The organism is Frankia sp. R43 (genome assembly GCF_001306465.1).
In the GTDB taxonomy this organism is placed as follows: domain Bacteria; phylum Actinomycetota; class Actinomycetes; order Frankiales; family Frankiaceae; genus Parafrankia; species Parafrankia irregularis.
In genome coordinates, this window is the sequence record NZ_LFCW01000001.1 from 489,773 (window position 1) to 511,861 (window position 22,089).

Annotated in this window: 14 protein-coding genes and 1 tRNA gene; 8 read left to right on the forward strand and 7 right to left on the reverse strand. The window is 71.6% G+C overall.

The window, feature by feature from the left end; all coding sequences use genetic code 11:
* Positions 1-183 precede the first annotated feature (183 nt).
* From ACG83_RS01660 to ACG83_RS01675, 4 genes are all read left to right on the forward strand, one after another.
* A complete protein-coding gene (locus ACG83_RS01660; protein ID WP_235497515.1) occupies positions 184-1,857 on the forward strand; it encodes a lipopolysaccharide biosynthesis protein in 1,674 nt (557 codons plus the stop codon).
* Positions 1,854-3,116, forward strand: coding sequence for a glycosyltransferase family 4 protein (locus ACG83_RS01665; RefSeq protein WP_054564379.1), 1,263 nt, complete (start codon positions 1,854-1,856; stop codon positions 3,114-3,116). The genes ACG83_RS01660 and ACG83_RS01665 overlap by 4 nt, the downstream gene beginning before the upstream one ends.
* Positions 3,113-8,161, forward strand: coding sequence for an alpha-(1->3)-arabinofuranosyltransferase family protein (locus ACG83_RS01670; protein ID WP_054564380.1), 5,049 nt, complete (start codon positions 3,113-3,115; stop codon positions 8,159-8,161). The genes ACG83_RS01665 and ACG83_RS01670 overlap by 4 nt, the downstream gene beginning before the upstream one ends.
* A 446-nt stretch (positions 8,162-8,607) precedes the next feature.
* Complete coding sequence (locus ACG83_RS01675; RefSeq protein ID WP_054564381.1) at positions 8,608-10,068, forward strand: glycoside hydrolase family 26 protein; 1,461 nt, start codon at positions 8,608-8,610, stop codon at positions 10,066-10,068.
* 68 nt (positions 10,069-10,136) lie between these two features.
* On the opposite strand, the gene ACG83_RS01680 is transcribed toward ACG83_RS01675, so the two are convergent.
* The 5 genes from ACG83_RS01680 to ACG83_RS01700 all read right to left on the reverse strand — a co-directional run bounded on the left by ACG83_RS01680 (position 10,137) and on the right by ACG83_RS01700 (position 14,148).
* Positions 10,137-10,535, reverse strand: a complete 399-nt coding sequence (locus ACG83_RS01680) for a DUF3037 domain-containing protein (RefSeq protein WP_054564382.1) — start codon at positions 10,533-10,535, stop codon at positions 10,137-10,139.
* Positions 10,528-11,370, reverse strand: a complete 843-nt coding sequence (locus ACG83_RS01685) for a HipA family kinase (RefSeq protein WP_054564383.1) — start codon at positions 11,368-11,370, stop codon at positions 10,528-10,530. Before ACG83_RS01685 ends, ACG83_RS01680 begins: the two co-directional genes overlap by 8 nt.
* 99 nt (positions 11,371-11,469) lie before the next feature.
* The gene (locus tag ACG83_RS01690) at positions 11,470-12,039 is read right to left on the reverse strand and encodes a hypothetical protein (protein ID WP_054564384.1); all 570 of its coding nucleotides are present in this window, start codon (positions 12,037-12,039) and stop codon (positions 11,470-11,472) included.
* 158 nt (positions 12,040-12,197) lie between these two features.
* On the reverse strand, positions 12,198-12,938 hold the full coding sequence (locus ACG83_RS01695) for a Crp/Fnr family transcriptional regulator (RefSeq protein WP_054564385.1): 741 nt from the start codon (positions 12,936-12,938) through the stop codon (positions 12,198-12,200).
* A 241-nt stretch (positions 12,939-13,179) separates the two neighbouring features.
* A complete protein-coding gene (locus ACG83_RS01700; RefSeq protein ID WP_054564386.1) occupies positions 13,180-14,148 on the reverse strand; it encodes a pirin family protein in 969 nt (322 codons plus the stop codon).
* Positions 14,149-14,635: 487 nt separating this feature from the next.
* Between ACG83_RS01700 and lon the strand changes: the two genes are divergently transcribed.
* The 4 genes from lon to ACG83_RS01720 all read left to right on the forward strand — a co-directional run bounded on the left by lon (position 14,636) and on the right by ACG83_RS01720 (position 19,432).
* Complete coding sequence (gene lon / locus ACG83_RS01705; RefSeq protein ID WP_054564387.1) at positions 14,636-17,182, forward strand: endopeptidase La; 2,547 nt, start codon at positions 14,636-14,638, stop codon at positions 17,180-17,182.
* Positions 17,183-17,714: 532 nt separating this feature from the next.
* Positions 17,715-18,233 carry a hypothetical protein gene (locus ACG83_RS01710; protein ID WP_063792964.1) on the forward strand — a complete coding sequence of 173 codons (519 nt, stop codon included), beginning with the start codon at positions 17,715-17,717 and terminating at the stop codon, positions 18,231-18,233.
* A gap of 331 nt (positions 18,234-18,564) precedes the next feature.
* Positions 18,565-19,161 (forward strand): oligoribonuclease, encoded by a 597-nt coding sequence (orn, locus tag ACG83_RS01715; protein ID WP_198955422.1) that lies wholly within the window; start codon positions 18,565-18,567, stop codon positions 19,159-19,161.
* Between the two features lie 195 nt (positions 19,162-19,356).
* Positions 19,357-19,432 (forward strand) — tRNA-His (locus ACG83_RS01720).
* Between the two features lie 574 nt (positions 19,433-20,006).
* Here the strand turns inward: ACG83_RS01720 and ACG83_RS41855 are convergent.
* Both ACG83_RS41855 and ACG83_RS01725 read right to left on the reverse strand, forming a co-directional pair.
* Positions 20,007-20,210 (reverse strand): hypothetical protein, encoded by a 204-nt coding sequence (locus ACG83_RS41855; protein WP_076823669.1) that lies wholly within the window; start codon positions 20,208-20,210, stop codon positions 20,007-20,009.
* 912 nt (positions 20,211-21,122) lie between these two features.
* Positions 21,123-21,842 (reverse strand): response regulator transcription factor, encoded by a 720-nt coding sequence (locus tag ACG83_RS01725; protein ID WP_006543981.1) that lies wholly within the window; start codon positions 21,840-21,842, stop codon positions 21,123-21,125.
* Positions 21,843-22,089 lie beyond the last annotated feature (247 nt).

Genomic DNA, 22,089 nt, shown 5'->3' on the forward strand with positions numbered 1-22,089 from the left:
CGCCCTGCGGCCCGCGCCACGACTCGGCGCGGGTGAGTTCACGTCCGGATGCATGTCACGCCCTGTGACGGGGAGGGTACGCGCGTGCGTGACTCCGGGGGACAGCCGATGAACACTGGTCCGGCCGCCGGTTCCCTCCCCCCTCAGTCCCGCGGACGACACCGTTCGGGCCGACGGGCACCCATGTCGTTCCGCGCGTCCGACCCGGCGGCGGGTCGGACGCCGGCCTCCTCCTCACCCACGGGCACGGCGTCACCCACGGGCACGGCGTCACCCACGGGCACGGCGTCACCCACGGGCACGGCGCCCGGAGGCACCGCCTACGACGGCGGCACGGGGCCGGTCGGCGCCACCGCCGGCACCACGGCCGGGACGCCGATCTCAGGCCGGGCGACCGGCCTGCCGGACCCGCGTGACGCGGGCGGGGCGGGCGCGGCACGGCGGACGCATCCGAGCCTGGCGGCGTTTCCCGGGCTCGCCGGGCTGGCGCCCGCGCGCCTGCGCGGCCAGAGCGACCGCATTCGGGCCGCGATGCGCGGCGCCATCCCGCTCGCACTCGCCGGCCTGGTCGCGAACGCGGCGAACCTGGGGGTGACCCTGGTGATCGCGCGGGAGATGAGCACCCGGTCCTACGGCGCCGTCGCCCAGCTCTTCGCGATCTTCTTCGTCGTCTCCATGCCCGGCAGCGCCCTGCTTGTCGGAGTCGTCCGGCGGATCAGCAACTGGCAGCACACCGGCCAGGCCGAGTTGATCGACGCCTGGATCAGCCGGGTTCGTCGGGTCGGCGTCGTGGTGGTCCTCTCCGTCGCCGTGGTCGCGGCCCTGGCCCGTGGCTTCATCGCCGACGAGCTCTCGCTGCCCGGTGCCGGCGGCGTCGCGGAGATCATCATCGCCGGTGCCGCCTGGTGCCTGCTGTGTGTCGACCGCGGGCTGATGCAGTGCGGACGGCTGTACCCCGCGTTGTCCGCGAACCTGCTCGTCGACGCCGCGGTGAAGAGCGGCTCCACGATCGCGCTGGTGCTCGCCGGCCTGGACGAGGCCGGCGCGGCGATCGCCGTCCTGTTCGGGGTGCTCGCCGCGCTGGCGCACACTCGTCTGTGCCTGCGGCGCCATCCGTCCGCGCTCAGCAACCTGGAGCCGGTAGGCTGGCAGCCGCCTCCGGCAACCCCGGCAGGCCCCCCGGCAGGCACGGACACGGCGGCGACGACGCTGCCGTTGCCCGTCGCCGGCCCGGCGGCCACCGCGGAGCCTCGGCGCCTCGCCGTCGAGGTCGGTTCGGCCCTGGTGACACTGGCGTTCCTGGGCGTCCTGCAGAACATCGATGTTCTGCTGCAGGGCAGGCTCTCTCCGGACGAGTCCGGCCCCTACGCGGCTGTGTCGGTCGCGGCGAAGGTGATTGTGCTGGCAGCGGTCGTCCTCGCCGGCTTCCTCCTGCCTGAGGCCGCGGACCGCAATCATCTGGGGCAGCACGCACTGCATCAGCTCGGCGCAACCCTGGCGATACTCGCCGTGCCTGCCGTGGGGCTGCTCACCGTGGCCGCCATCGCACCCGACACACTGCTGTCTCTGGCTTTCGGGCCGCGTTTCACCAATGCCTCCGGTGCCCTCCTTCCACTCGCCGGAGCAATGACCTGTCTCGGAGCGACCGTGTTGTTCTCCCACTACCTGCTCGCCCTCGGCGAGCGAGCCGTGCTCGCCGTGCTCGCCGTCGCGACCGGTGCCGCCGTGTCCCTGATGGTCTGGGCCCAGGGCTCCCCCGTGTCGACCGCGCGCGCGAATCTCGGCTGCCAGGCGGTCCTCGCGGTCGTGACCGGGCTGATGGTTCTCGCCGCCGCACGCCGGACGGCCCGCGCATGAGCGCGCTCCCGCAGGAGGAAGCCGCGCTGGCCGCGCTCTCCGGAATCGACCTGACCGCGCTGTCCGCCCCCACCCCGACCCTGGCCGAGCTGGTCGAGCTGTCGGGCCTGCGCCGCATCCACATGTTGGCCTGGCGTGATCTCGACGACCCCGAGTCGGGCGGTTCGGAGCTGCACGCCGACAAGGTCGCCGAGCGGTGGGCAGCGGCCGGTGTCGACGTCAGCCTGCGCACCGCGCTCGCGCCCGGCCATCCGGAGACCGCACGGCGGCACGGCTACCAGGTCGTGCGCAAGGCCGGGCGCTACTCCGTCTTCCCGCGCACGGCGATGTCCGGCGCGTTCGGGCGGGGCGGCCCGTGGGACGGGCTGGTCGAGATCTGGAACGGCATGCCGTTCTTCTCCCCGCTCTGGGCCCGCTGCCCGCGGGTGGTGTTCCTGCACCATGTGCACGCCGAGATGTGGCGGATGGTGCTCTCCCCCAAGCTGGCCCAGGTCGGCGAGACCATCGAGTTCAGGATGGCGCCGCCGATGTACCGGCGGACCCGCATCCTCACGCTGTCCCAGTCCTCCCGTGACGAGATCATCGAGCTGCTCGGCCTGCCGGCCGGCAACATCTCGGTGATCCCGCCGGGCATCGACCCGTCCTTCAGGCCGGCCGGGGAGCGTTCGCCGCATCCGCTGGTGCTGGCGGTCGGCCGGCTGGTCCCGGTCAAGCGGTTCGACGTGCTGATCGACGCGCTCATCCGTGCGCATGACGAGCATCCGGCGATGGAGGCCGTGATCGTCGGCGAGGGGTACGAGCGCCCGGCGCTGGAGGCACGCATCGCGGCCGCCGGCGCCGGCCGCTGGCTGCGGCTGGTCGGCAGGGTGGACGACGCGGAGCTTCTCGACCTCTATCGGCGCGCCTGGGTGCTGACCTCCGCCTCCGCCAGGGAAGGTTGGGGCATGACGATCACCGAGGCCGCCGCCTGCGGGACACCCGCCGTCGCGACCAGGATCGCCGGCCACACCGATGCGGTCGTGGACGGCGCGTCCGGTCTGCTCGTGGAGGATCCGCATGACCTGGGCAAGACGCTCGCGAGCGTGCTGACCGACACCGAGCTGCGGACCCGGCTGACCGCCGGCGCACTGGCCCACGCGGCGACGTTCACCTGGGAGCAGACCGCCCGCGCGACCTATCTCGCGCTGGTGAACGAGGCCGCTCGTCGCAAGCTGCTGCGCCGCCCCGCCCCGAGCAGCCACCCGGGCACGCCCCAGTGACGTTGACCGCTCAGGCATCCGGCTCCGCGGCGCCCGACGGGCCGGAGCCGGGGCCGGATGCCACGCTGGGCTCCGACGGCCCAGGCTCGACCCGCCGACCGCGCATCCCCCGCCGCTTCCAGCGTGTGATCCCCTCGTGGCCCACACTGGTGCTGGCGGCCCTGGCCTACATCCCGCTGCTGGCAACGGCGCCCGGGCGGATCGGCGCGGACACGAAGGCCTACCTCTACCTCGACCCGGGCCGGATGCTCTCCCGCGCGGTGTCGATGTGGGATCCCGACGTCGGCATGGGCACGGTCACCCACCAGAACATCGGCTACCTGTTCCCGCAGGGCCTGTTCTACTGGCTCCTCCAGCTCGTCGGGCTGCCCGACTGGGTGGCCCAGCGGCTGTGGACCGGCTCGATCCTGTTCGGCGCGGGCGCGGGCGTGCTGTTCCTGATGCGGTCGTTCCGCTGGCCCGACCGGTACGCGTTCATCGCCGCGCTGGGCTACATGCTCACGCCCTACACCCTGGAGTACGAGGCCCGGATCTCGGCGATCCTGCTGCCGTACGCGGGCCTGGGCTGGCTGATCGGCATCACCGTGCGCGGCCTGCGCGAGGCAGGCGTGGACGAGCTCGCCCGAGCGGGCGTCACCGATGCCTCCGGTGGCTCCGGTGCCTCCGGTGGCTCCGGTGCCGCTGCTGCCACGGGCCGCGCCCGGTGGGACCGCCTGCGCTCCGGCTGGCGGTGGCCAGCGGCGTTCGCGCTGATGGTGACCCTGATCGGCAGCATCAACGCGTCCAGCCTGATCTTCATTCTGTTCGCGCCGCTGCTGTGGGTGCCGTTCGCGGTGTGGGGCACCCGCGAGGTCCGGTTCGCGACCGCGCTCGGCCTGTGCACGCGGGCGGTGGCGCTGATCATCGTCACGTCCGCGTGGTGGATGGCCGGTCTGTACACGCAGGCCGGCTACGGCCTGAACGTGCTCGCGTTCACCGAGACGGTGAAGACCGTCGCGAGCAGCTCGCAGGCGTCCGAGGTGCTGCGGGGCCTCGGCAACTGGTTCTTCTACGGCGAGGACGCCCTCGGGCCCTGGATCAGCCCGGCGACCGAGTACACCGGCAACCTGGTGATCATCGCGATCAGCTTCGCGGTGCCCATCCTGGCGCTGGCCGCCGCCGCCTGCGTGCGCTGGGGCCATCGCGCCTACTTCGTCGCCCTGATCACGCTCGGCACGACGATCTCGGTCGGCGTGTACCCGTACGACGACCCGTCGCCGCTGGGCCGGCTGTTCCGCGACTTCGCCGAGGGGTCCACCGCCGGGCTGGCGCTGCGTTCGCTGCCCCGCGCGGTCCCCATGGTGGTGCTGGGACTGTCGGTGCTGCTCGCCGGCGGCCTGGCCGTCCTCGACCAGAGGTTCGCGGCCAGCCGCGCACGGCGAGTCGAGGCCGCAGCCGCGGCCACGGCCACGGCAGGCGCGGCCTCCGCGCGCCGACGGCCCGCGCTGGTGCCGACCCTGGCGTTCGGCGGGGCGGCGCTGATGCTCGTGCTGAACATGTCGCCACTGTTCCGCGGGCAGTTCATCGAGCCGCTGCTGGACCGCCCGGAGGACATCCCGGCCTACGAGCAGGAGCTCGCCAGCGCCCTCGATGCCGTCGCCCCGGACACGACCGGCCAGCAGACCCGGGTGCTGGAGCTGCCCGGAGCCGACTTCGCCCACTACCGGTGGGGCACCACGCTCGACCCGGTCACCTACGGGCTGATGGACCGGCCGTCGGTGGTCCGCGAGCTCATCCCCTACGGCGACGCCGGCTCCGTGGACCTGGTGCGCGCGCTGGACCGGCGGATGCAGGAAGGCGTGCTCGACTCCGAGTCGATCCCGGACATCGCCCGGCTGATGAGCGCCGGCGACGTCGTCCTGCGCAGCAACCTCGCCTACGAGCGGTTCCGGACCCCGCGCCCCCGCGCGACCTGGGACCTGGTGGCCGACAACCGGCCGGACGGGCTGAGCGAGCCGCGCACCTTCGGGCCGCCCACCCTCGAGGACCCCGGCATCCCCTACACCGACGAGATCACGCTGGGCACCGACGCGGACGTCATCGACCCGCCGGCGCTGGCCGACTTCGCCGTCGACGACCCACATTCGATCGTGCGGGCCGAGAGCACCGAGGCACCGCTGCTGGTCAGCGGCAACGGTGAGGCCCTCGTCGACGCGGCCGCCACCGGCCAGCTCGACGCCGTGCTCGACAGCGGGCGCACCGTGCTCTACGCGGGCGACCTCGTCTCCGACCCCGACAAGATGCGCCAGGCTCTCAACGACGGCGCGGAGCTGCTCGTCAGCGACACCAACCGGCTGCGGGCCGAGCGGTGGACGGGCGTCCGCGAGAACTTCGGGTATGTCGAGCAGCCAGGCGTCACGCCACTGACCAAGGATCCGAACGACAACCGGCTGGTGCTCTTCCCCGACGCCGGGCACGCGTCCGAGACGATCATGCAGACGTCCCCGCCCGGCTCCGCGGCGCAGGTCGCGAACGTGCGGGCCACCGACTACGGCAACACGTTCTCCTACGGTGTCGCCGACCGGCCGACCCAGGCGATCGACGGCGACATGAAGTCCGCCTGGCGGGTGGGGGCGTTCACCGATCCGACCGGCGCCGCCTGGCAGGTGCAGCTCACGAAGGCGACGACCGCCGACCACCTCCGGCTCGTGCAGCCGATCAACGGCCCGCGCAACCGGTGGATCACCCGCGTCACGCTGACCTTCGACGGCGGCTCCCCCGTCACCGTCGACCTGCGGGAATCCTCCCGCACCGAGCTGGGCCAGGTCATCGACTTCCCGTCCCGGACCTTCACCACCCTGCGGGTGCACGTCGATGCCACGAACTACGGCGAGCAGCGCACCTACGACGGTCTGTCCGGAGTGGGCCTGGCCGAGGTGGAGATCCCGGGCCCGGACGGCAGGCCGCTCACCGCGGACGAGGTGCTGCGCCTGCCCACCGACACCCTCGACGCCGCCGGCGCGGACTCGCTGGAGCACCGGCTGAGCCTGCAGATGTCGCGTGACCGCGCCAACCCGGCGGAACCGTTCCGCATGGACCCCGAGTCGACGATCAAGCGCACGTTCAACCTGCCCACGGCGCGCACGTTCGCGCTCACCGGCACGGCCCGGATCTCCGCCTACGCGCCGGACCAGCTCATCGACGCGACGCTGGGCCGCGCCGCGGCGGCGCCGACGGTGTCCTCGTCCGGCCGGCTGCCGGGCGACCTCGACGCGCGTGCGTCGAGCGCGTTCGACGGGAAGGCCACCACGGCGTGGAGCCCGGGCCTCGGGGACCAGGTCGGGACCTGGCTGCAGATCGCCGCACCGACGCCGGTCACGTTCTCCACGATGAACCTGACGGTCGTGGCCGACGGGCGGCACTCGGTGCCGACGAAGATCGGCATCGTGGTCGACGGGCGCCGGGTCGGCGCCGTCACCGTCCCACCGATCAACGACACCAAGGTGACCTCCCAGACCCGGGACGCCACCCAGACCGTGAGCCTGAGCTTCCCGGCTGTCACCGGGAACACCATCCGGTTCGTCGTCGACGACGTCCGCACGGTCACCAGCACGGACACGATCAGCGGCGCGATCACCAACCTCCCGGTGGGTATCGCGGAGCTGTCCGTCCCCGGGCTTGACGGCACCGCCGGCGGGACCGGCCGCAACGAGGCGGCCACCACGGCACCCGGCGCCGCCGGCTCCACGGGGGCCACCGCCACCGCCGCGGGCGACACGATCAACGCGGTCCCGGCAAGCACCGCCGGGACCGCCGGCCCGGCCGGCCTGGCCGGCACCGGGTTCGTCGCCGCCGCCGCGCAGGACATTCCCGCGCCGTGTCGCACCGATCTGCTGACCATCGACGGCGCCCCGATCGGGGTCCAGGTCACCGGCACCATAAAGGACGCCAGCGGCCGCGACGGCCTCTCGCTGCGAGCCTGCGGGACGCCGGTGACCCTCAGCGCCGGCGACCACGTGATACGCACCGCGAACGGTTCCGTGACCGGCATCGACATCGACCGGCTGCTGCTCGCCTCCGAGGCCGGCGGTGGCGCCTGGCTCGACGCCACCGGCGACAGCACGGACGCCGCCGCGATCACCACCGGCGGAACCTCGGCGCCCGCAACCGCGCCCGCGGCCGCGGCCGCGACCACTGCGACCAGCGGTACGGGCAGCGGCGGGGGCGCGTCCCTGCCCACGCTGAAGGTCAAGGCGACCAGCGACACGTCGTTCCAGGTGGACGTCACCGGGGCGACACCGGGCAAGCCGTTCTGGCTGGTGCTGGGCGAGAGCCAGTCCCCCGGCTGGACGGCGAAGACCGGCGGCCAGGACCTCGGCAAGCCCCGGCTGGTGGACGCCTACGCCAACGGCTGGCGGGTCGACCCGACGAGCGGCAGCTTCAGTGTCGTCATCGACTGGGCGCCGCAGCACGTGGTCGGCCTGGCGCTGAAGCTTTCGGTCGTCACCGGGGTGCTGAGCCTCGCGGTGCTGATCGCCAGCACCTACCGGCGCCGCCGCGGGCGGACCTGGCGCGACCTGGGCCTGCCCGCGGTACCGGGCGCGGCGAACCTGCCCGGCTCGGGTCGGCCCGGTCCGGGCGCCGCCAGCCTGGCCGAGCTGCCGACCGCCGAACCGTGGCGGGACGCGGCACCAGCCGTCTCCGGGCGGTCGACCGTGATTCTGGCGCTGGCTCTCGGCGCGGTGAGCGTGGTGCTGGTCGGTCCGCTGGTCGGTCTGATCGTCGCGCTGTGCACCGCCGCCGCTGCACGGGTGCCCCGAGCCCGGATCGTGCTGCGTCTGGCGCCCATGGTGTGCCTGGCGGTCAGCGCGCTCTACGTGCTGCAGGCACAGGGCCGGTTCGACCTCCCGTCAAACGGGTCCTGGGTGGCCGCGTTCCACAAGGTCGCCGCGATCTCCTGGCTGGCCGTCCTGTTGCTGGCCGCCGAGGCGGTCATCACCCTCGCGGCCCGACGCCGCCAGCGACCGGCAACGTCCGCCCCCGCGGACGCAAGTCCGGCACGGTAGGCCGAATCTCCGACTCAAAGGTTGCAGAGAGTAACTTCCGGTTACCCTCCGTATAGCATCGCTGCGTCATCTGCTACGAGCGGCTCCTGGTCGACGAGTGCGACCGACCACGGGTCCTGACGAAGGGATGAGGCGCGGGGGTGCCACAGGAAACCACTTCGGATCGGGGGATTTCGCCGCAGGAGGCAACCGACTCCGGCGAAATCAGCCCGACGCACGGTCGGCACGGTCGGCATCGACGATCCGCGACCTGGCGGATCCGGCCGGCCAGGCCACACGGCGCGGGCAAGCAGAGCGTGGGCAGGCACAGCGGGGGGGAGCACAGCTTCACGAGTGAAAACATCCACGCCGGCGGTCGACACGGTGCCGGCAGTGAACACGGTGCAGGCGATCAACACGGTGCCGGCGGTCAACACGGTGCAGGCGATCAACACGGCGCGCACGCCATGGCGGGTCGGCGGCGGCGGCGGTCGAGGCGGCGCACCGCGCTGCTGCGCCTTGCGGTCCTCGTGCCGGTCCTGCTGGCGGGCACGACCATCGCCGACCTCGGCGCGCAGGCGGTGCCGGTGCCCAGCGTCGTCATCGAGGACAACTCCGTCGGCTCCGGGGTCTCCCAGATCAGCTATTTCGGCGACTGGACGGCCTGCGTGGGCTGCTCGCCGAGCACACCCAACGGGCGTTACTCCCGTACGGCCGACGCCTCCAGCGGCGCGGTGCTCCGTTTCTCCGGCACCCAGGTCGACATCTACGGTGTGCTCGCGCCCAACGGAGGCATCGCGACCATCAGCGTCGACGGCGGGACGCCGACCGCGGTCAACACCTACTCCGCCACGCCGTCGGTGGCCCGCATCTACCAGTCCGCCCTCCTCAATCCCGGCATCCACACCGCGGTGCTGGTGAACGTCGGCTGGCGGGAACCGGCATCGGGGGGAATTCAGATCACGTTCGACCGGGCGCAGGTCTTCGTCGAACAAAGCGGCGGGAACCCCGGCAACCGGTCCGGTCAGCCGTGGTACTCCGGGGCGAACGGCGATCCCATCCAGAACGCGGCGAACGTCGACGCCTTCTGCGACCGCCGGGGCAGCCCCTGCGACCTCGCCCATGTGTTCGTCAGCCGGAACAACTGGCAGAACATCGTCCAGCCGTCGTGGACCCAGGCCAACTTCGCCAACTGGCCGGGCCGTCTCGTCATCTCGGTACCTCCCTTCCCCGAGAACTCGGGGAGCACACTCACGGCCTGTGCCGCGGGCGCCTATGACGGCTACTGGCGCACCTTCGGACAGACCCTCAACACCACCGGCAGGCAGAACTCGATCATCCGGATCGCCTGGGAGGCGAACGGCGACTGGTACCAGTGGTCCGGAAGCAACCCGTCGGCCTACATCGGCTGCTGGCGGCACATCGCCGACTCGATCAACGCGACGTCCGATCCGGATCCGCTGCTCGACTGGACCATCAACGCGCACTACTCGCAGAACCCGTCCAGCCACAACCCGCTCGACCTCTACCCCGGTGACAACTGGGTGGACATCATCGGAATCGACGCCTACGACCACTACCCGCCGTCACGGACCCAGGCGGAGTTCAACAACCAGGCCAACGCCATCGGTGGAGTCACCTGGCTCTACAACTTCGCCCGCGCCCACAACAAGCTCTTCGGCATCGGGGAGTGGGGAGTGGTGAGCGGGCGCGACGAGAACGGCGCCGGGGACAACCCCAACTACATCCGGTTCATGCGTGACTGGATGGAGCAGCGTGCCGGGCAGGGCCTGTACTACGAGAACTACTACAGCACCTGCGAGCCACCGAACGTCGGCTCGAACCTGTATCGCCCCACTGATGATCACTGCCTGTTCATCAACAACGCCGCCGCACTGCTCTACACCGATCTGTGGAGCAGCCCCTAGCGGGAGGCCCTCGGAGCGGCGCGTCGCTCGCGGGAACGTGGGGGACCCGCGAGCGACGTCGCCTTGCGTCAACGGACGATCGGACCCGGCGGAGCCACCAGCAGCTCGACCAGCCGGTCCAGCTCCGCCGGGGGGTCGTCGGTGAAGCCGGTGTGGACCGGTGAGGTCTGCACCACCGTGCTGCGGGGAGCGGTCAACCACCTGAACCGCTCCCCGCCGGAAAGCCGCGCGGCCGGGCCGGCGTCCGGGCCGCCCGCACAGACCTTCCGCAGCGCCGTGAGGTGCGCGGCCACCGCGTCGAGATCCACGAACGGGTCGAGGCAGACCAGGCGGGCCTGATCGACCAGGCACCGCGACCCGAGATAGTTCGCCGCCTGGCACCACAGCAGCACCCCGACGTTGACGCACTCGCCCCGGTCGACCCGGGGCATCACCCGGACCATCGCGTACTCGAAAAGATCAGGCACCCAGGCCTCCGCGCAGCCAGTCGGGACGTCCGCCGCGGGTGCCCGCCGAGCGGTCCGGGACGGTCGACGGGGCCGGGACCAGCAGCTCCGCGAGCCAGGGGCGGCGCCCGGAGACCCGGGCGAGCAGCCAGTCGACGTAGGCCGAGCCCGGGGCGTCCGTCCACTCTCCCGGCACCAGGCCGACGGCATCGGCGAGCAGGCCGGCGGTGACCGCCGGCGCGAGCTGGGCATCCGCGGCCGAGAGCAGTTCCGGCGCGTCCGCGCCGAGCACCGGAAGCAGGACGTGGTCGGTGAAGCCGGGCGCGGCGCGGTCCACCGCCGCCTCGATGCCGGCCCAGTCATGGTGCGGATACAGCGCGGCCCCATGATCGATCAGCCACAGGCGCCCGCCCCACACCAGCAGATTCGGGTTCCGCCACGACCTGTCGACGTTCAGGGTGAACGCGTCGAGCCAGATCACGCGGGCGGCGAGCGACGGCTCGACGGCGAACGCGAGCGGATCGTAGGTGATCGACCCGGGCAGGTAGTCCATGCCGAGGTTGCTGCCGGGGCTCGCTCGGAGCAGCTCCTGGACCTCCTGATCCGGCTCGGTGCGGCCCAGATCCGGATCGACGTCGATGACCACGAGCTCTGGCACCGCGAAGCCGAGGCGGCGGGCGAGCTCACCGACGACGACCTCCGCCACCAGCGACTTCGGGCCCTGGCCCGCGCCGGTGAACTTGACCACCCAGGTGCCGAGGTCGTCGCCCTCCATCAGCCCGGGAAGGCTGCCTCCCTCCCGCAGCGGTGTGGCATAGCGAACGGCGCGAACATGACGGAGCACATCCCCCAGCATGCCCGCCGGCCACCGGAGCGGACGGAGCGGGGCACGGACACGAACGCGGACACGGGCCCGTGCCCGGCGGGGCTGGAGCTGAAGCTGGGGCTGGGGGCGTTACCGCGGGCCGGCGACCGCGGGAAATGTGAGCGGGAGCGGAAGGGCCGCGGACATCGACACCCACGCGAGGAAACCCGAACCGGGCACGACCACCTGCCGGAAGGCGGTGAGGTCGAGGCCTTCCGCACCGTCGTCGCCGACCACGTCGTCGAACAGCTCGGCGGAGATGATGAGCGCGAAATCAGCGTGCGGATGTTCCGCGAGCTCGCGCTCGACGATGTCGGCGTCACGCAGGCCGCAGGCCTTCTCGACCGCGCGCCCGCCGAACCCTCGCTCGTCACATCGGGTGATTCCCTGGTGCAGCGCCACCCGAAGCCGTGTTCGTGCCGCGGCACCCGCATTCATCCGGCCGACCGTGAGCCGCAGCCCACGGACGAGATCGCCGACGACCCGCACCTCGTCGATTCCGGGCGGAAAAACCGCGAACTCGTCGCCCTCGGGCCGGGCAAACCAGTGTGCGCACTGGACATCGGCGGCAAGGCAGGCCTCGTCGAGAATCCCTCCCAGCGACCTGTCCGCGGCGACGGCAATGCACAGGCGCCGGATGCCGGGAACCACTTCGTTCACGCTCAGCCTCCGATGGCGACGTTCCAGCGGAATTTACCGTTCATCTACGGAACACCGAATCACCGGTGGCACGCCGAACACATCCTCATGTGACGGGTTTGCGCCCACGGTGTCGACCGGACAACGCAGTGGCCCCACATCCCGTAGCGGCCGCGGGTTCACGGGTCCCGGGTGATTCCGGCCGCCTGGTAGAGCGCGTCGACGTCACGGATCACGATCGCCCGGTAACGGGTGTCCACGATCCCCTGCTGGCGCAGCTCGCGCAGCACCTTGTGCACGGTGGGCTCCGCGGCTCCGACCAGCGCCGCGAGCTCCGGCTGGGTGAGCGCGATCTGCACCCGGCGGCCCGTGCCGTCCGGCGCGCCGGCGCCGTAGGAACGCTCCAGCTCGCAGACCACCCGGGCCAGCCGCATCGCGACCGTGCACCCGCTGAACTCGACCCGCCGCCGGGTCGAGTTGCGCAGCTTGGCGCTCACCGACTGCAGCACGGGCCTGTTCGCATCCGGGTTCGCCCGCAGAAAGGCCAGGAAGGCCTCCAACGACACGACCTTCGCGAGAACGGCCCCGGCCGCGGTGACCGTCGCGGAACGAGGCTCCCCGTCCAGCCCGGCCTGCTCACCGACGAGATCACCGCCGTGCCGGATGGCCAGGAGCGCGAAGCCACCGTTCTCGGTGGTCGCGGTGACCTTGACCCAGCCGCTGAGCAGGAGGACGACGAAGCTGGTGGCGTCACCCTCCCGCAGCAGGACCTCGTCGCTGGCGAACTCCCGGTAACTGCCGAGCGCGACGAACTCCGCACGGGTCGGCTCGGCCAACATGCCGAGCAGGCTGTTCGCCGGCCAGTCCATACGACGCGGACGCTGGCGGTCCGGCCCAGCCGGGCCCACCACCGGAACCATCACCCGCTCCTTCACCTCACCGATCGCACTCCAGGCAGCCGCCTACCGTAACGGTTGATATCACCACGTCGGCGCCTGGGGGTGAAGGTTTGGGTGCAGCAAGCCACGATCACACCCGCGCCGGCCCGAATCCGGCCCGCGGTGCGGCCGGGCCGCAGGCCGGATCAGGCCCGGTACGGCCGGATCTGCCCGGTACGGCCGGGTCAGACGCGGTCCGCGGGTCAGACGCGGTGCGGCCGGGTCAGACGCGGTGCGGCATCAGCGCGTTCTCGGGGATGACGCCGAGCCGTCCGGCCTGGTAGTCCTCGATCGCCTGCTGGAGCTCAGCCCGCGTGTTCATCACGAACGGCCCGTACATCTCCACCCGCTCCCGGATCGGACGGCCGCCGAGCAGCAGTACCTCCAGGTTCGGGGTGTCGCCGTCCTGGCGCGGGCCCGCCGCGAGGCTGATGCGGTCCCCCGCGCCGAGCACCGCCGTCTGACCGAGCTGCACGGGGGTGTCCTTGGCTCCGACGGTGCCCTCCCCCGCCAGCACATAGACCAGCGCGTTGTACTCCGGGTTCCACGGGACGCTGACGCGCGCTCCCGGGCTGACCGTCGTGTGCACCACCGCGATCGGCGTGTGGGTCGATCCGGGACCACGGAAACCACCCACGTCACCGGCGATGATCCGAACCAGGCTCCCGCCGTCCGGCGAGGCGACCAGAGAGACCTGTTCGCCTTCGATGCTCTGGTACCGGGGCGGGCTGAACTTGTCCTTGGCCGGCAGATTCACCCACAGCTGCACTCCGTGGAAGAGACCACCGCTGACAACGAGCGCCTCCGGCGGCGTCTCGATGTGCAGGATGCCCGACCCCGCCGTCATCCACTGGGTCGCGCCGTCGGTGATCAGACCACCGCCGCCATGGGAGTCCTGGTGCTGGAAGGTCCCGTCGATCATGTAGGTGACGGTCTCGAAGCCGCGGTGCGGGTGCCAGGGAGTGCCCTTGGGCTCACCGGCGGCGTAGTCGACCTCGCCCATCTGGTCACCGTGCACGAACGGGTCACGGTCGGCGAGGCTCACCCCGGCGAACATCCGGCGGACGGGGAAGCCCTCTCCCTCGAACCCGGTCGGGGCGGTCACGACCTTCTTGACGGGCCGCTCGACATCGCCGAGCCCCGGCGCGGACAGCCTCGGCAGGGTGAGGGTGTCGGCGGTGACGGCTGGCATGGTGACCTCCCAGGTGACTCTGTTCCCGTGTCATCGTGCCCCATCCGGACGGGGTGATCCGGGCGAGGGCACGCCTTCCGTGCGCGGCCACCGGCACCTGGCCACCCCCGAGAACCAAGGCTCGGCGAGGCAGCGGCAGAGGCAGTTGCGCACGCAACCACCCCTCCCAACCCGCCGAGCGCCCGGTAACTTCCCGCCGCCCGACCACGCGGACCAGTGGCGGTAGCCGCGAACCACGACCAATTCACCTTGGCGATCCGACGTGGGGTTCGGGCAGGCGTGGAGCTTCTCGGCTGAGGCGTCGTGACAGTAGATCGGCCGGGGCAGACCGCCCCGGGCATGCGGCGCGAACGCCACCGGAACAGCGCCCGACCGCGGTTCGCTCAGAGCGATCGGACTCGGGAACAACCTGCGGCTCCAATAGCTTGAGTGGTTCGTACTCAAGGTTCGTGGGTCATGAACGCTCCAATCGAGGGATGAAGGTCGTATGTCACAGACCAGGCTCCTGCCGCTGCTGCCACTGGACGACACGGTGCTCCTGCCCGGCATGGTGGTTCCGCTCGACCTGTCGGACGCCCGGACCCGCGCCGTCGTGGACGCGGCCCGGGGCGGCCGACCCGGCTTCGTGCCCGAGCCGCGCGCGCCCGGCATCAGCAGCCGCTCCGATCAGCGCCGGCCCGAGCTCCTGCTGGTTCCCCGGGTGGACGGGGTCCGCGCCGACGTCGGCGTGGTGGCCGTCGTCGAACAGATCGGGCGGCTGCCGAACGGTGAGGCGGCCGCGGTCGTCCGCGCCAGCTCCCGCGCCCAGCTGGCGACTGACGGCCCCGGCATCGCCGGCGATGGTGAAGCCGCCATCGGCGACAGCGCCGGCGACGGCGGCAGCGGCGTCGAGGTCGGCTGGGTCGAGGCGACGATCCTCGAGTCGGCCGTGCCCGCCGGCTTCACCGGCACCCTCAGCGCCCCGCTGCGCAGCGGGCATGACGACGCCGACGGTGCCGTGGCCCGCCTCGTCGAGCTCGCGCTCGAGTACCGCACGCTGGTCACCGGCCTGCTGCGCACCCGGGGCGTCGACCAGGTCGCCGACACCGTGGCGGCGCTGGAGAACCCGAGCACCCTCGCCGACACCGCCGGCTACTCGTCCTACCTGTCGGCGGAGCAGAAGCTGGAGCTGCTGCGCACCCTGGACGTCACCGCCCGGCTCGCGAAGCTCATCCCGTGGACGCGGGAGCACGCCGCCGAGGTGGACGTCGCCGAGACCATCCGGCGGGACGTCCAGGAGGGGGTGGACCGTCAGCAGCGCGAGTTCCTGCTGAGACGCCAGCTCGACGCCGTGCGCAAGGAACTCGCCGAGCTGGATGGAACCTCCGAGTCCGCCGACAGGGACAAGGAGGACTACCGGGCCCGGGTCGAGGCCGCCGAGCTGCCGGAGAAGGTCCGCGCGGCGGCGTTGAAGGAGGTCGACAAGCTGGAGCGGACGTCCGAGCAGTCCCCCGAGGGCGGCTGGATCCGCACCTGGCTCGACACCGTCCTGGAAATGCCCTGGAACGAGCACGCCGAGGACACCTACGACATCACCGCGGCGCGTGCCGTGCTCGACGCCGACCACGCGGGCCTGGCAGACGTGAAGGACCGGATCGTGGAGTACCTGGCGGTCCGCCGGCGCCGGGCCGATGCGGGGCTCGGCGTCGTCGGCGGGCGGCGCAGCGGGGCGGTGCTCGCGCTGGCCGGTCCGCCCGGGGTCGGCAAGACGTCGCTGGGTGAGTCGGTGGCCCGCGCGATGGGCCGCAGGTTCGCCCGGGTGGCGCTCGGCGGCGTCCGGGACGAGGCGGAGATCCGCGGTCACCGGCGCACCTACGTGGGCGCGCAGCCGGGGCGGATCGTGCGGGCGATCCGCGACGCCGGCTCGATGAACCCGGTGATCCTGCTGGACGAGGTCGACAAGGTCGGCTCCGACTACCGCGGCGACCCCACGGCGGCGTTGCTGGAGGTGCTCGACCCGGCGCAGAACCACACCTTCCGCGACCACTACCTGGAGGTCGAGCTCGACCTGTCGGACGTGCTGTTCCTGGCGACCGCGAACGTGCTGGAGGCGATCCCCGCGCCGCTGCTCGACCGGATGGAGCTGATCCTGCTCGACGGCTACACCGAGGAGGAGAAGGTCACCATCGCCCGCGACCACCTGCTGCCCCGGCAGATCGAGCGGGCCGGGCTCACCCCGGCGGACGTCACCGTCGACGACGACGCGCTGCGGCAGCTGGCCGGCGAGTACACCCGCGAGGCCGGCGTGCGGGACCTGGAGCGGGCGACCGCGCGGGTGCTGCGCAAGGTGGTCGCCAAGGTCGCCCTGGGCGAGGCAGCGCTGCCGGTCACCGTCGGCGTCGGTGATCTCACCGGCTACCTGGGCCGGCCGCGGCACACTCCGGAGTCCGCGGAGCGCACCGCGCTGCCCGGGGTGGCGACCGGGCTCGCCGTCACCGGCGCCGGCGGGGACGTCCTTTTCGTCGAGGCGTCGCTGGCCGACCCGGAGACGGGCGCGAGCGGCCTGACGCTCACCGGCCAGCTCGGCGACGTCATGAAGGAGTCGGCGCAGATCGCGCTGTCCTACCTGCGCTCACGGGGGGTGGAGCTGGAGCTGCCGGTCGGGGACCTGCGTGACCGCGGGATCCACCTGCACGTCCCGGCCGGCGCGGTGCCCAAGGACGGCCCGAGTGCCGGCGTCACCATGACCACCGCGCTCGCGTCGCTGCTCTCCGGGCGGCCGGTGCGCGCGGACGTCGCCATGACCGGCGAGGTGTCGCTCACCGGGCGGGTGCTGCCCATTGGTGGGGTGAAGCAGAAGCTGCTCGCCGCGCACCGGGCCGGCATCACCACCGTGCTGCTGCCCGCCCGCAACGGGCCCGACCTGGACGACGTCCCGGCCGCGGTGCGGGAGGCGCTCACGGTGCACCTGGTCGCGGACGTCCGCGAGGTGCTGGAGCTCGCGCTGGAACCGGCCTTCGAGGCCGGGCGCTCCAGGACAGCCCTGGCCGCCTGAATCGGCGCCCCCGCAGGGGGTTCGGCCGCCGCGGCACCTGAACGGGCCCACCCGAGGGGGGTCTGTCAGGTGCCGCGGCGCCGGTTGGGCTGGGTCACGCAGAGCAGCTGGTGAACACCGGTGTCACGTTGTCTGTCGGTGTCCAGCAGCAACAACGGCACGCCGCAGGAACCGATGGGACGCAACGCCCGACATCGGCGACACGCCGGGCGTTCGGTTAACACCTTGTGACGCCACCCACGAAACGGCGCTCGGGCAGCTACCTTCGGGGTGTGGATCGTGGCCGGTGTCTTCGGCAGGAGCGCGTCGCACAGGAGCGCATCCTGGCAGTGAGTCGACTACGGGGCCGTCAGCGCCCGCGGGACAATCGCGGGCCGGGGCGCACCCCGACCCGTCCACCGGGTCGGCGTCCACGCTGATCTGGCGGCGGGCCGATCAGGCCCGGGCAGTGATCGGGCCCGAGTGCGGGCGGTGCGGGCCGGCGGGCTAGAGTGGGCGTCTCTACGCAGGCCGTGACGAAGGGTGCGCCCACGTGGACGCCTTTCGGCGAGGCTGGGTTGGTCTGGCGTTGTTCCTCTCCGCCCTCGTCCTGATGCCCGTGCTGGTCGTGCAGTTCCAGCACGACGCGTCCAGGGCATCCGAGGCCGCCGATGACCTTGCGGCACAGCAGACAACTCCGGCCGGCTCGCAGCCGGAACAGACCGGGATGATCGTCGCTCCGACGAGCGCGCCGCCGGGCACTCTCACGCGGTTCGAGGGCGTGGCCGAAGGCACGATCATTCATGGCTTCCAGCGGATCACGCTCAGCACCACAGGCCAGGTCGGCGGGATCAGGTACACCCTGACCGGGCCGGGCGACTTCTCCTACACCCTCGACGCGCAGGCCGCTCCCTACCTGTTCAACCCGCATCCGGGCGGCTGGCTCACCAGCGAGGTCGACGACGGCCTCTACACGCTCAGGGCCGCCGCCGCGAACCCGGGGATCGCGCCCGCCACCATCCGCTTCCGGATCGAGAACGCCGCCGCCACCCCAAGCCACCAGCCGACCTGACCGGCGGACCTGGCTTGCGGCTCATCCCGGCGGACCTGGCCGGCCGTGCCTGCCGGGATGAGCCGGCCTGGCCCTCCCCTGGCAACGGCACCGCCGCCCGGCGAGTATGGACAGCCCGGCCGGACCAGAACCGGGTGGCACCCGGTCACCGCGCAGTGTGCGCACAGTGTCATGGTGTGGCCAGGCTCGCCCGCGATGCGCCGATGCCCGGCTTCCGGCTGCCGGCACCGTGGGTGCGGCATTCGCCTGCTCGGCGCAGGCAGGCTGGGGCGTAGAGGTAAGTGGAGGGGCGTACGTGACGACAGCGACGGAATTCCCTAATGTGAACGGGATGGATCGTCTGGTTTGGATCGACTGCGAGATGACCGGCCTCGACGCCGGTTCCGACCTGCTACTCGAAGTTGCCTGCCTGGTAACCGACAGCGAGCTGAACGTCCTGGATGAGGGCATCGACCTCGTCCTCGGCGCGCCGGACGCAGCGCTCGACCAGATGCTCCCCGTAGTGAAGGAGATGCACGAGGCCTCGGGGCTCACAGCCGCGGTACGAGCCTCCGAGCTCAAGGTCGACGAGGCCGAGAAGCAGCTCCTCGCCTACATCCGCCGCTTCGTGCCGGACTCACGCAAGGCGCCGCTGTGCGGCAACTCGATCGCGACCGACCGCACCTTCATCGCGCGCTATCTCCCCCAGCTGGACGAGTTCCTCCACTACCGCATGATCGACGTCTCCTCGATCAAGGAGCTCGCGCGGCGCTGGTACCCGCGGGCCTACTACGCGGCCCCGGTGAAGGCCGGCGGTCACCGCGCGCTCGCCGACATCCAGGAGAGCATCGAGGAGCTGCGGTACTACCGGGAGATCCTTTTCGTACCCCAGCCCGGTCCGACGACCGAGGCCGCCCGCGCCGCAGCCGCCGCGATCCGCGCCAGCTGACCTCCCCGAGGGCGCCGGAGGCCAGGTCGCACGGGCTACCGGTCGAACGAGCACAGCTCGCCCGGGCGCAGCTCGGCCGATCAACGCTGATCGGCATTTTTTCCGTTCGAACGCCACCCCGGGCGTCACGGTGGCGTGTTCAACCGGTACGATGGCCCAGCCCGGTCGAGGTCGGGTCCGGTTGATACCGGCATGGTGGGTGTAGCTCAGTTGGCAGAGCACCGGGTTGTGGTCCCGGGTGTCGCGGGTTCAAATCCCGTCACTCACCCCATGGCTCCAGCCGTTCTACCTGGCCCATTTGGCTAGGTAGGGCCGGTTGGGCGGCACGAAACATGGTCATCGGGTTGCGCGCCCTATCCGCGCCCAGGAAATGATCTCGTTGGAGAGCGTCGGCGGAGCACCGGACCGCCCGCCTCAGCAGGCACCCGCCGGCCCCACCGCTCCGCCACCCCAGTGCCGGAGCCGGAGCCGAGGATCTGAGGGCTACGGCAGCCGATCTGGCGACCGGTAAAGGGCACGGTAGGCAGCTACGGCACAGGCGTGCAGGTTGGGATTGCTCCAGACCCAACGCCCGTGGCGTCACCGTTGGCAGGTTGTTTCCGCTGGCAGGTCCGCGCCCTAGTGAAGAAGTACTTCCCCGGCTTTCCCGTGGCCCTGGCTGCTCCCACCCGGAGAATGGCCAGGATTACGGGCCGGGGCGCTCCGCTGCGGTCAGCACCCGGCAGGTTCACGATCCCGCGCAGACGCCGCCGGGACCGTGTGCACCACGGTCCCGGCGGCCTGACGGCCAAGGCGTCACCTGTCGTCACCCGACCGTCCCGAGCCGGGATCGACTCGCTATATGATCACACTGGTGGGATGAGGCCGATGTGCCGGCCTTTGCCTGCGCAGTGGCGGCAGGGCTCCAGATGCGGAGCAGTCCCGCCCTGGTCCGCGGCACGAAGCTCGAACACCGCCCGCCCACCGCGGCAGGTCAGACAGATCTGGTTGATAACGTTCACCCGCTCCGGGCTGGTATGCGCCCCGGACGGCTGCTCCGCTGTCGTCACCGATGTACCCACCTCCCCGGTCAGGACCAACCGTGGACCGCATCCTCCGGCCGGTCAGCGTGCGGCGCCTCGCCCGCCCAGTGCTCTCGCCACCGGCTGGACGCGCGCCAGGTGCTGTACCGGCCCTGGCCGCCGGCCCCACAAGGACCGGACTCGCTCACCTCCCGACCATCCGTCACCGCCGGAACAGCGGACTGCCTGGTCGCCCGATGACGCTAGCCAACGTCGACATCGTATGGGCCGGAATGCAGCAAAGAGCCGCACTCCCTCACCGGCCGCGCACCGACCGGCCATTTCCGGACACCCGATAGCCTGTCCGCGCCCACCCGACAACGCGGCGGTGACCGGACGTCCCGGCCCAACCGGCGCGGTGCGGCCGCGCCGTACCCGGTTCACCAGCGGCACTCCCGGCCACCGTTCCGACGCTTCCTACCTGGGCCTCTTTCCCAGCCCGGCGCGGACAACGCCATTCCCAGCCGCCCGCTCCTCGATTTCCCGGCAGCAATTCCCCCGGCGGCGCAGCCTCCAAGGGGAACCCGGAAAATCACCGACGGCCGCCAAACGGCCTTATCCCACCGGACCTTCCGCGCGAGGCCATCGAGACATGGATCTCACCGTCAGGAGGCTCCAGCGTGTGGTGACGCCGCACAACCACCTGACGCCGTCCGCAACGTCCACGCCGTGACATCCGTGCCGGGGAATCCGCGCGGTGACGGCCAGCCCGCGTCCCCAGCCACCAGGGCACCCTGCCCGTCGTTTCGGCGCCGGCCACCACTCGGGCCCGGCGACGCCCCCTGCCCGGGGCGCCCTCGGTACCGAGGCTCGGGACCTCGGTGCCCCCGGCACCCCGGCACCCCGCGCGAACGGCAGGGCCCTGTGGACACCGCGCCTGCGCGAACGGACCGGGCCTGTTTATTCGATATCGAACAGGCCCTGCCGGACCGCGTACATCACTGCTTCCATCCTCGAATGGAGCTGAAGTTTGTCGAGAATATTCCGGACGTGATTCTTCACGGTATTCTCGCTGATGAACAGCTTGCGCGCGATCTCACGGTTCGCGCGCCCTTCCGCCACCAGCTTGAGGACCTCCAGCTCACGCGCGGTCAGATGGGGCGCGTGCGCCCGGGGCCGGTCCTCACCTCCGCCACGCGCCATCGTGGCGAACTCGACCATCAGCTTCGAGGCCATGGACGGGCTGATCAGGCTCTGCCCGCTGTGGACGGCGCGCACCGCGTCCGCCACCTCGTGCGGGGGAATCGACTTCAGCAGGTAGCCGACCGCCCCGGCCTTGATGGCCTCGAACAGGTCGGACTCCTCGTCCGACACGGTGAGCATCACAACCCGCACCCGCGGCACCGATCGCTTGATCGCGCCAGCGGCGGCAATGCCGTCACGACCCGGCATCCGGACGTCCATCAGGACGATGTCCGGCGCGGTGCCGGACGCGAGCACGAGCGCCTCCTGCCCGTCGGCGGCTCGCCCCACCACCGAGATGTCGTCCTCGGTGTCCAGGACGACCTGCAGGCCCTGAAGAAAGAGCTCGTGATCGTCCACGACAAGGACCCGTATCGGCGCCCCGTTACGGGTCGGGTCGGCATCAGCGGCCGACGGCGGCACCACACTGGCCGTCATCACACATCCGGAAATCGGGTTCGATTATTCTGCCTCGCGGCTTCGCCGCCGCGAACGAATGCCGTTTCGGACACCCGCCCACTCTACGTGATGCACCACACACCCGAGGTCGCAGGCACGCGGAAGTCACCTCTCACTCTCGCGGCCTTAACATATCCGACATAGGCGGAAGAGTACGCGCATTCAGATCAACTGCCTCCTTCTCGGCAGTTTTCGCGCACATCCCAGCGCCGCCCAGACCCCTGCA

Excerpts from the sequence above, each read along its gene's own strand:
- ACG83_RS01725 (WP_006543981.1), bottom strand. The coding sequence starts at position 21,842 with ATGACGGCCAGTGTGGTGCCGCCGTCGGCCGCTGATGCCGACCCGACC.
- ACG83_RS01700 (WP_054564386.1), bottom strand. The coding sequence starts at position 14,148 with ATGCCAGCCGTCACCGCCGACACCCTCACCCTGCCGAGGCTGTCCGCG.
- orn (WP_198955422.1), top strand. The coding sequence starts at position 18,565 with ATGGATCGTCTGGTTTGGATCGACTGCGAGATGACCGGCCTCGACGCC.
- ACG83_RS01695 (WP_054564385.1), bottom strand. The coding sequence starts at position 12,938 with ATGGTTCCGGTGGTGGGCCCGGCTGGGCCGGACCGCCAGCGTCCGCGT.
- lon (WP_054564387.1), top strand. The coding sequence starts at position 14,636 with ATGTCACAGACCAGGCTCCTGCCGCTGCTGCCACTGGACGACACGGTG.
- ACG83_RS01675 (WP_054564381.1), top strand. The coding sequence starts at position 8,608 with ATGGCGGGTCGGCGGCGGCGGCGGTCGAGGCGGCGCACCGCGCTGCTG.
- ACG83_RS01660 (WP_235497515.1), top strand. The coding sequence starts at position 184 with ATGTCGTTCCGCGCGTCCGACCCGGCGGCGGGTCGGACGCCGGCCTCC.
- ACG83_RS01665 (WP_054564379.1), top strand. The coding sequence starts at position 1,854 with ATGAGCGCGCTCCCGCAGGAGGAAGCCGCGCTGGCCGCGCTCTCCGGA.
- ACG83_RS01685 (WP_054564383.1), bottom strand. The coding sequence starts at position 11,370 with ATGCTGGGGGATGTGCTCCGTCATGTTCGCGCCGTTCGCTATGCCACA.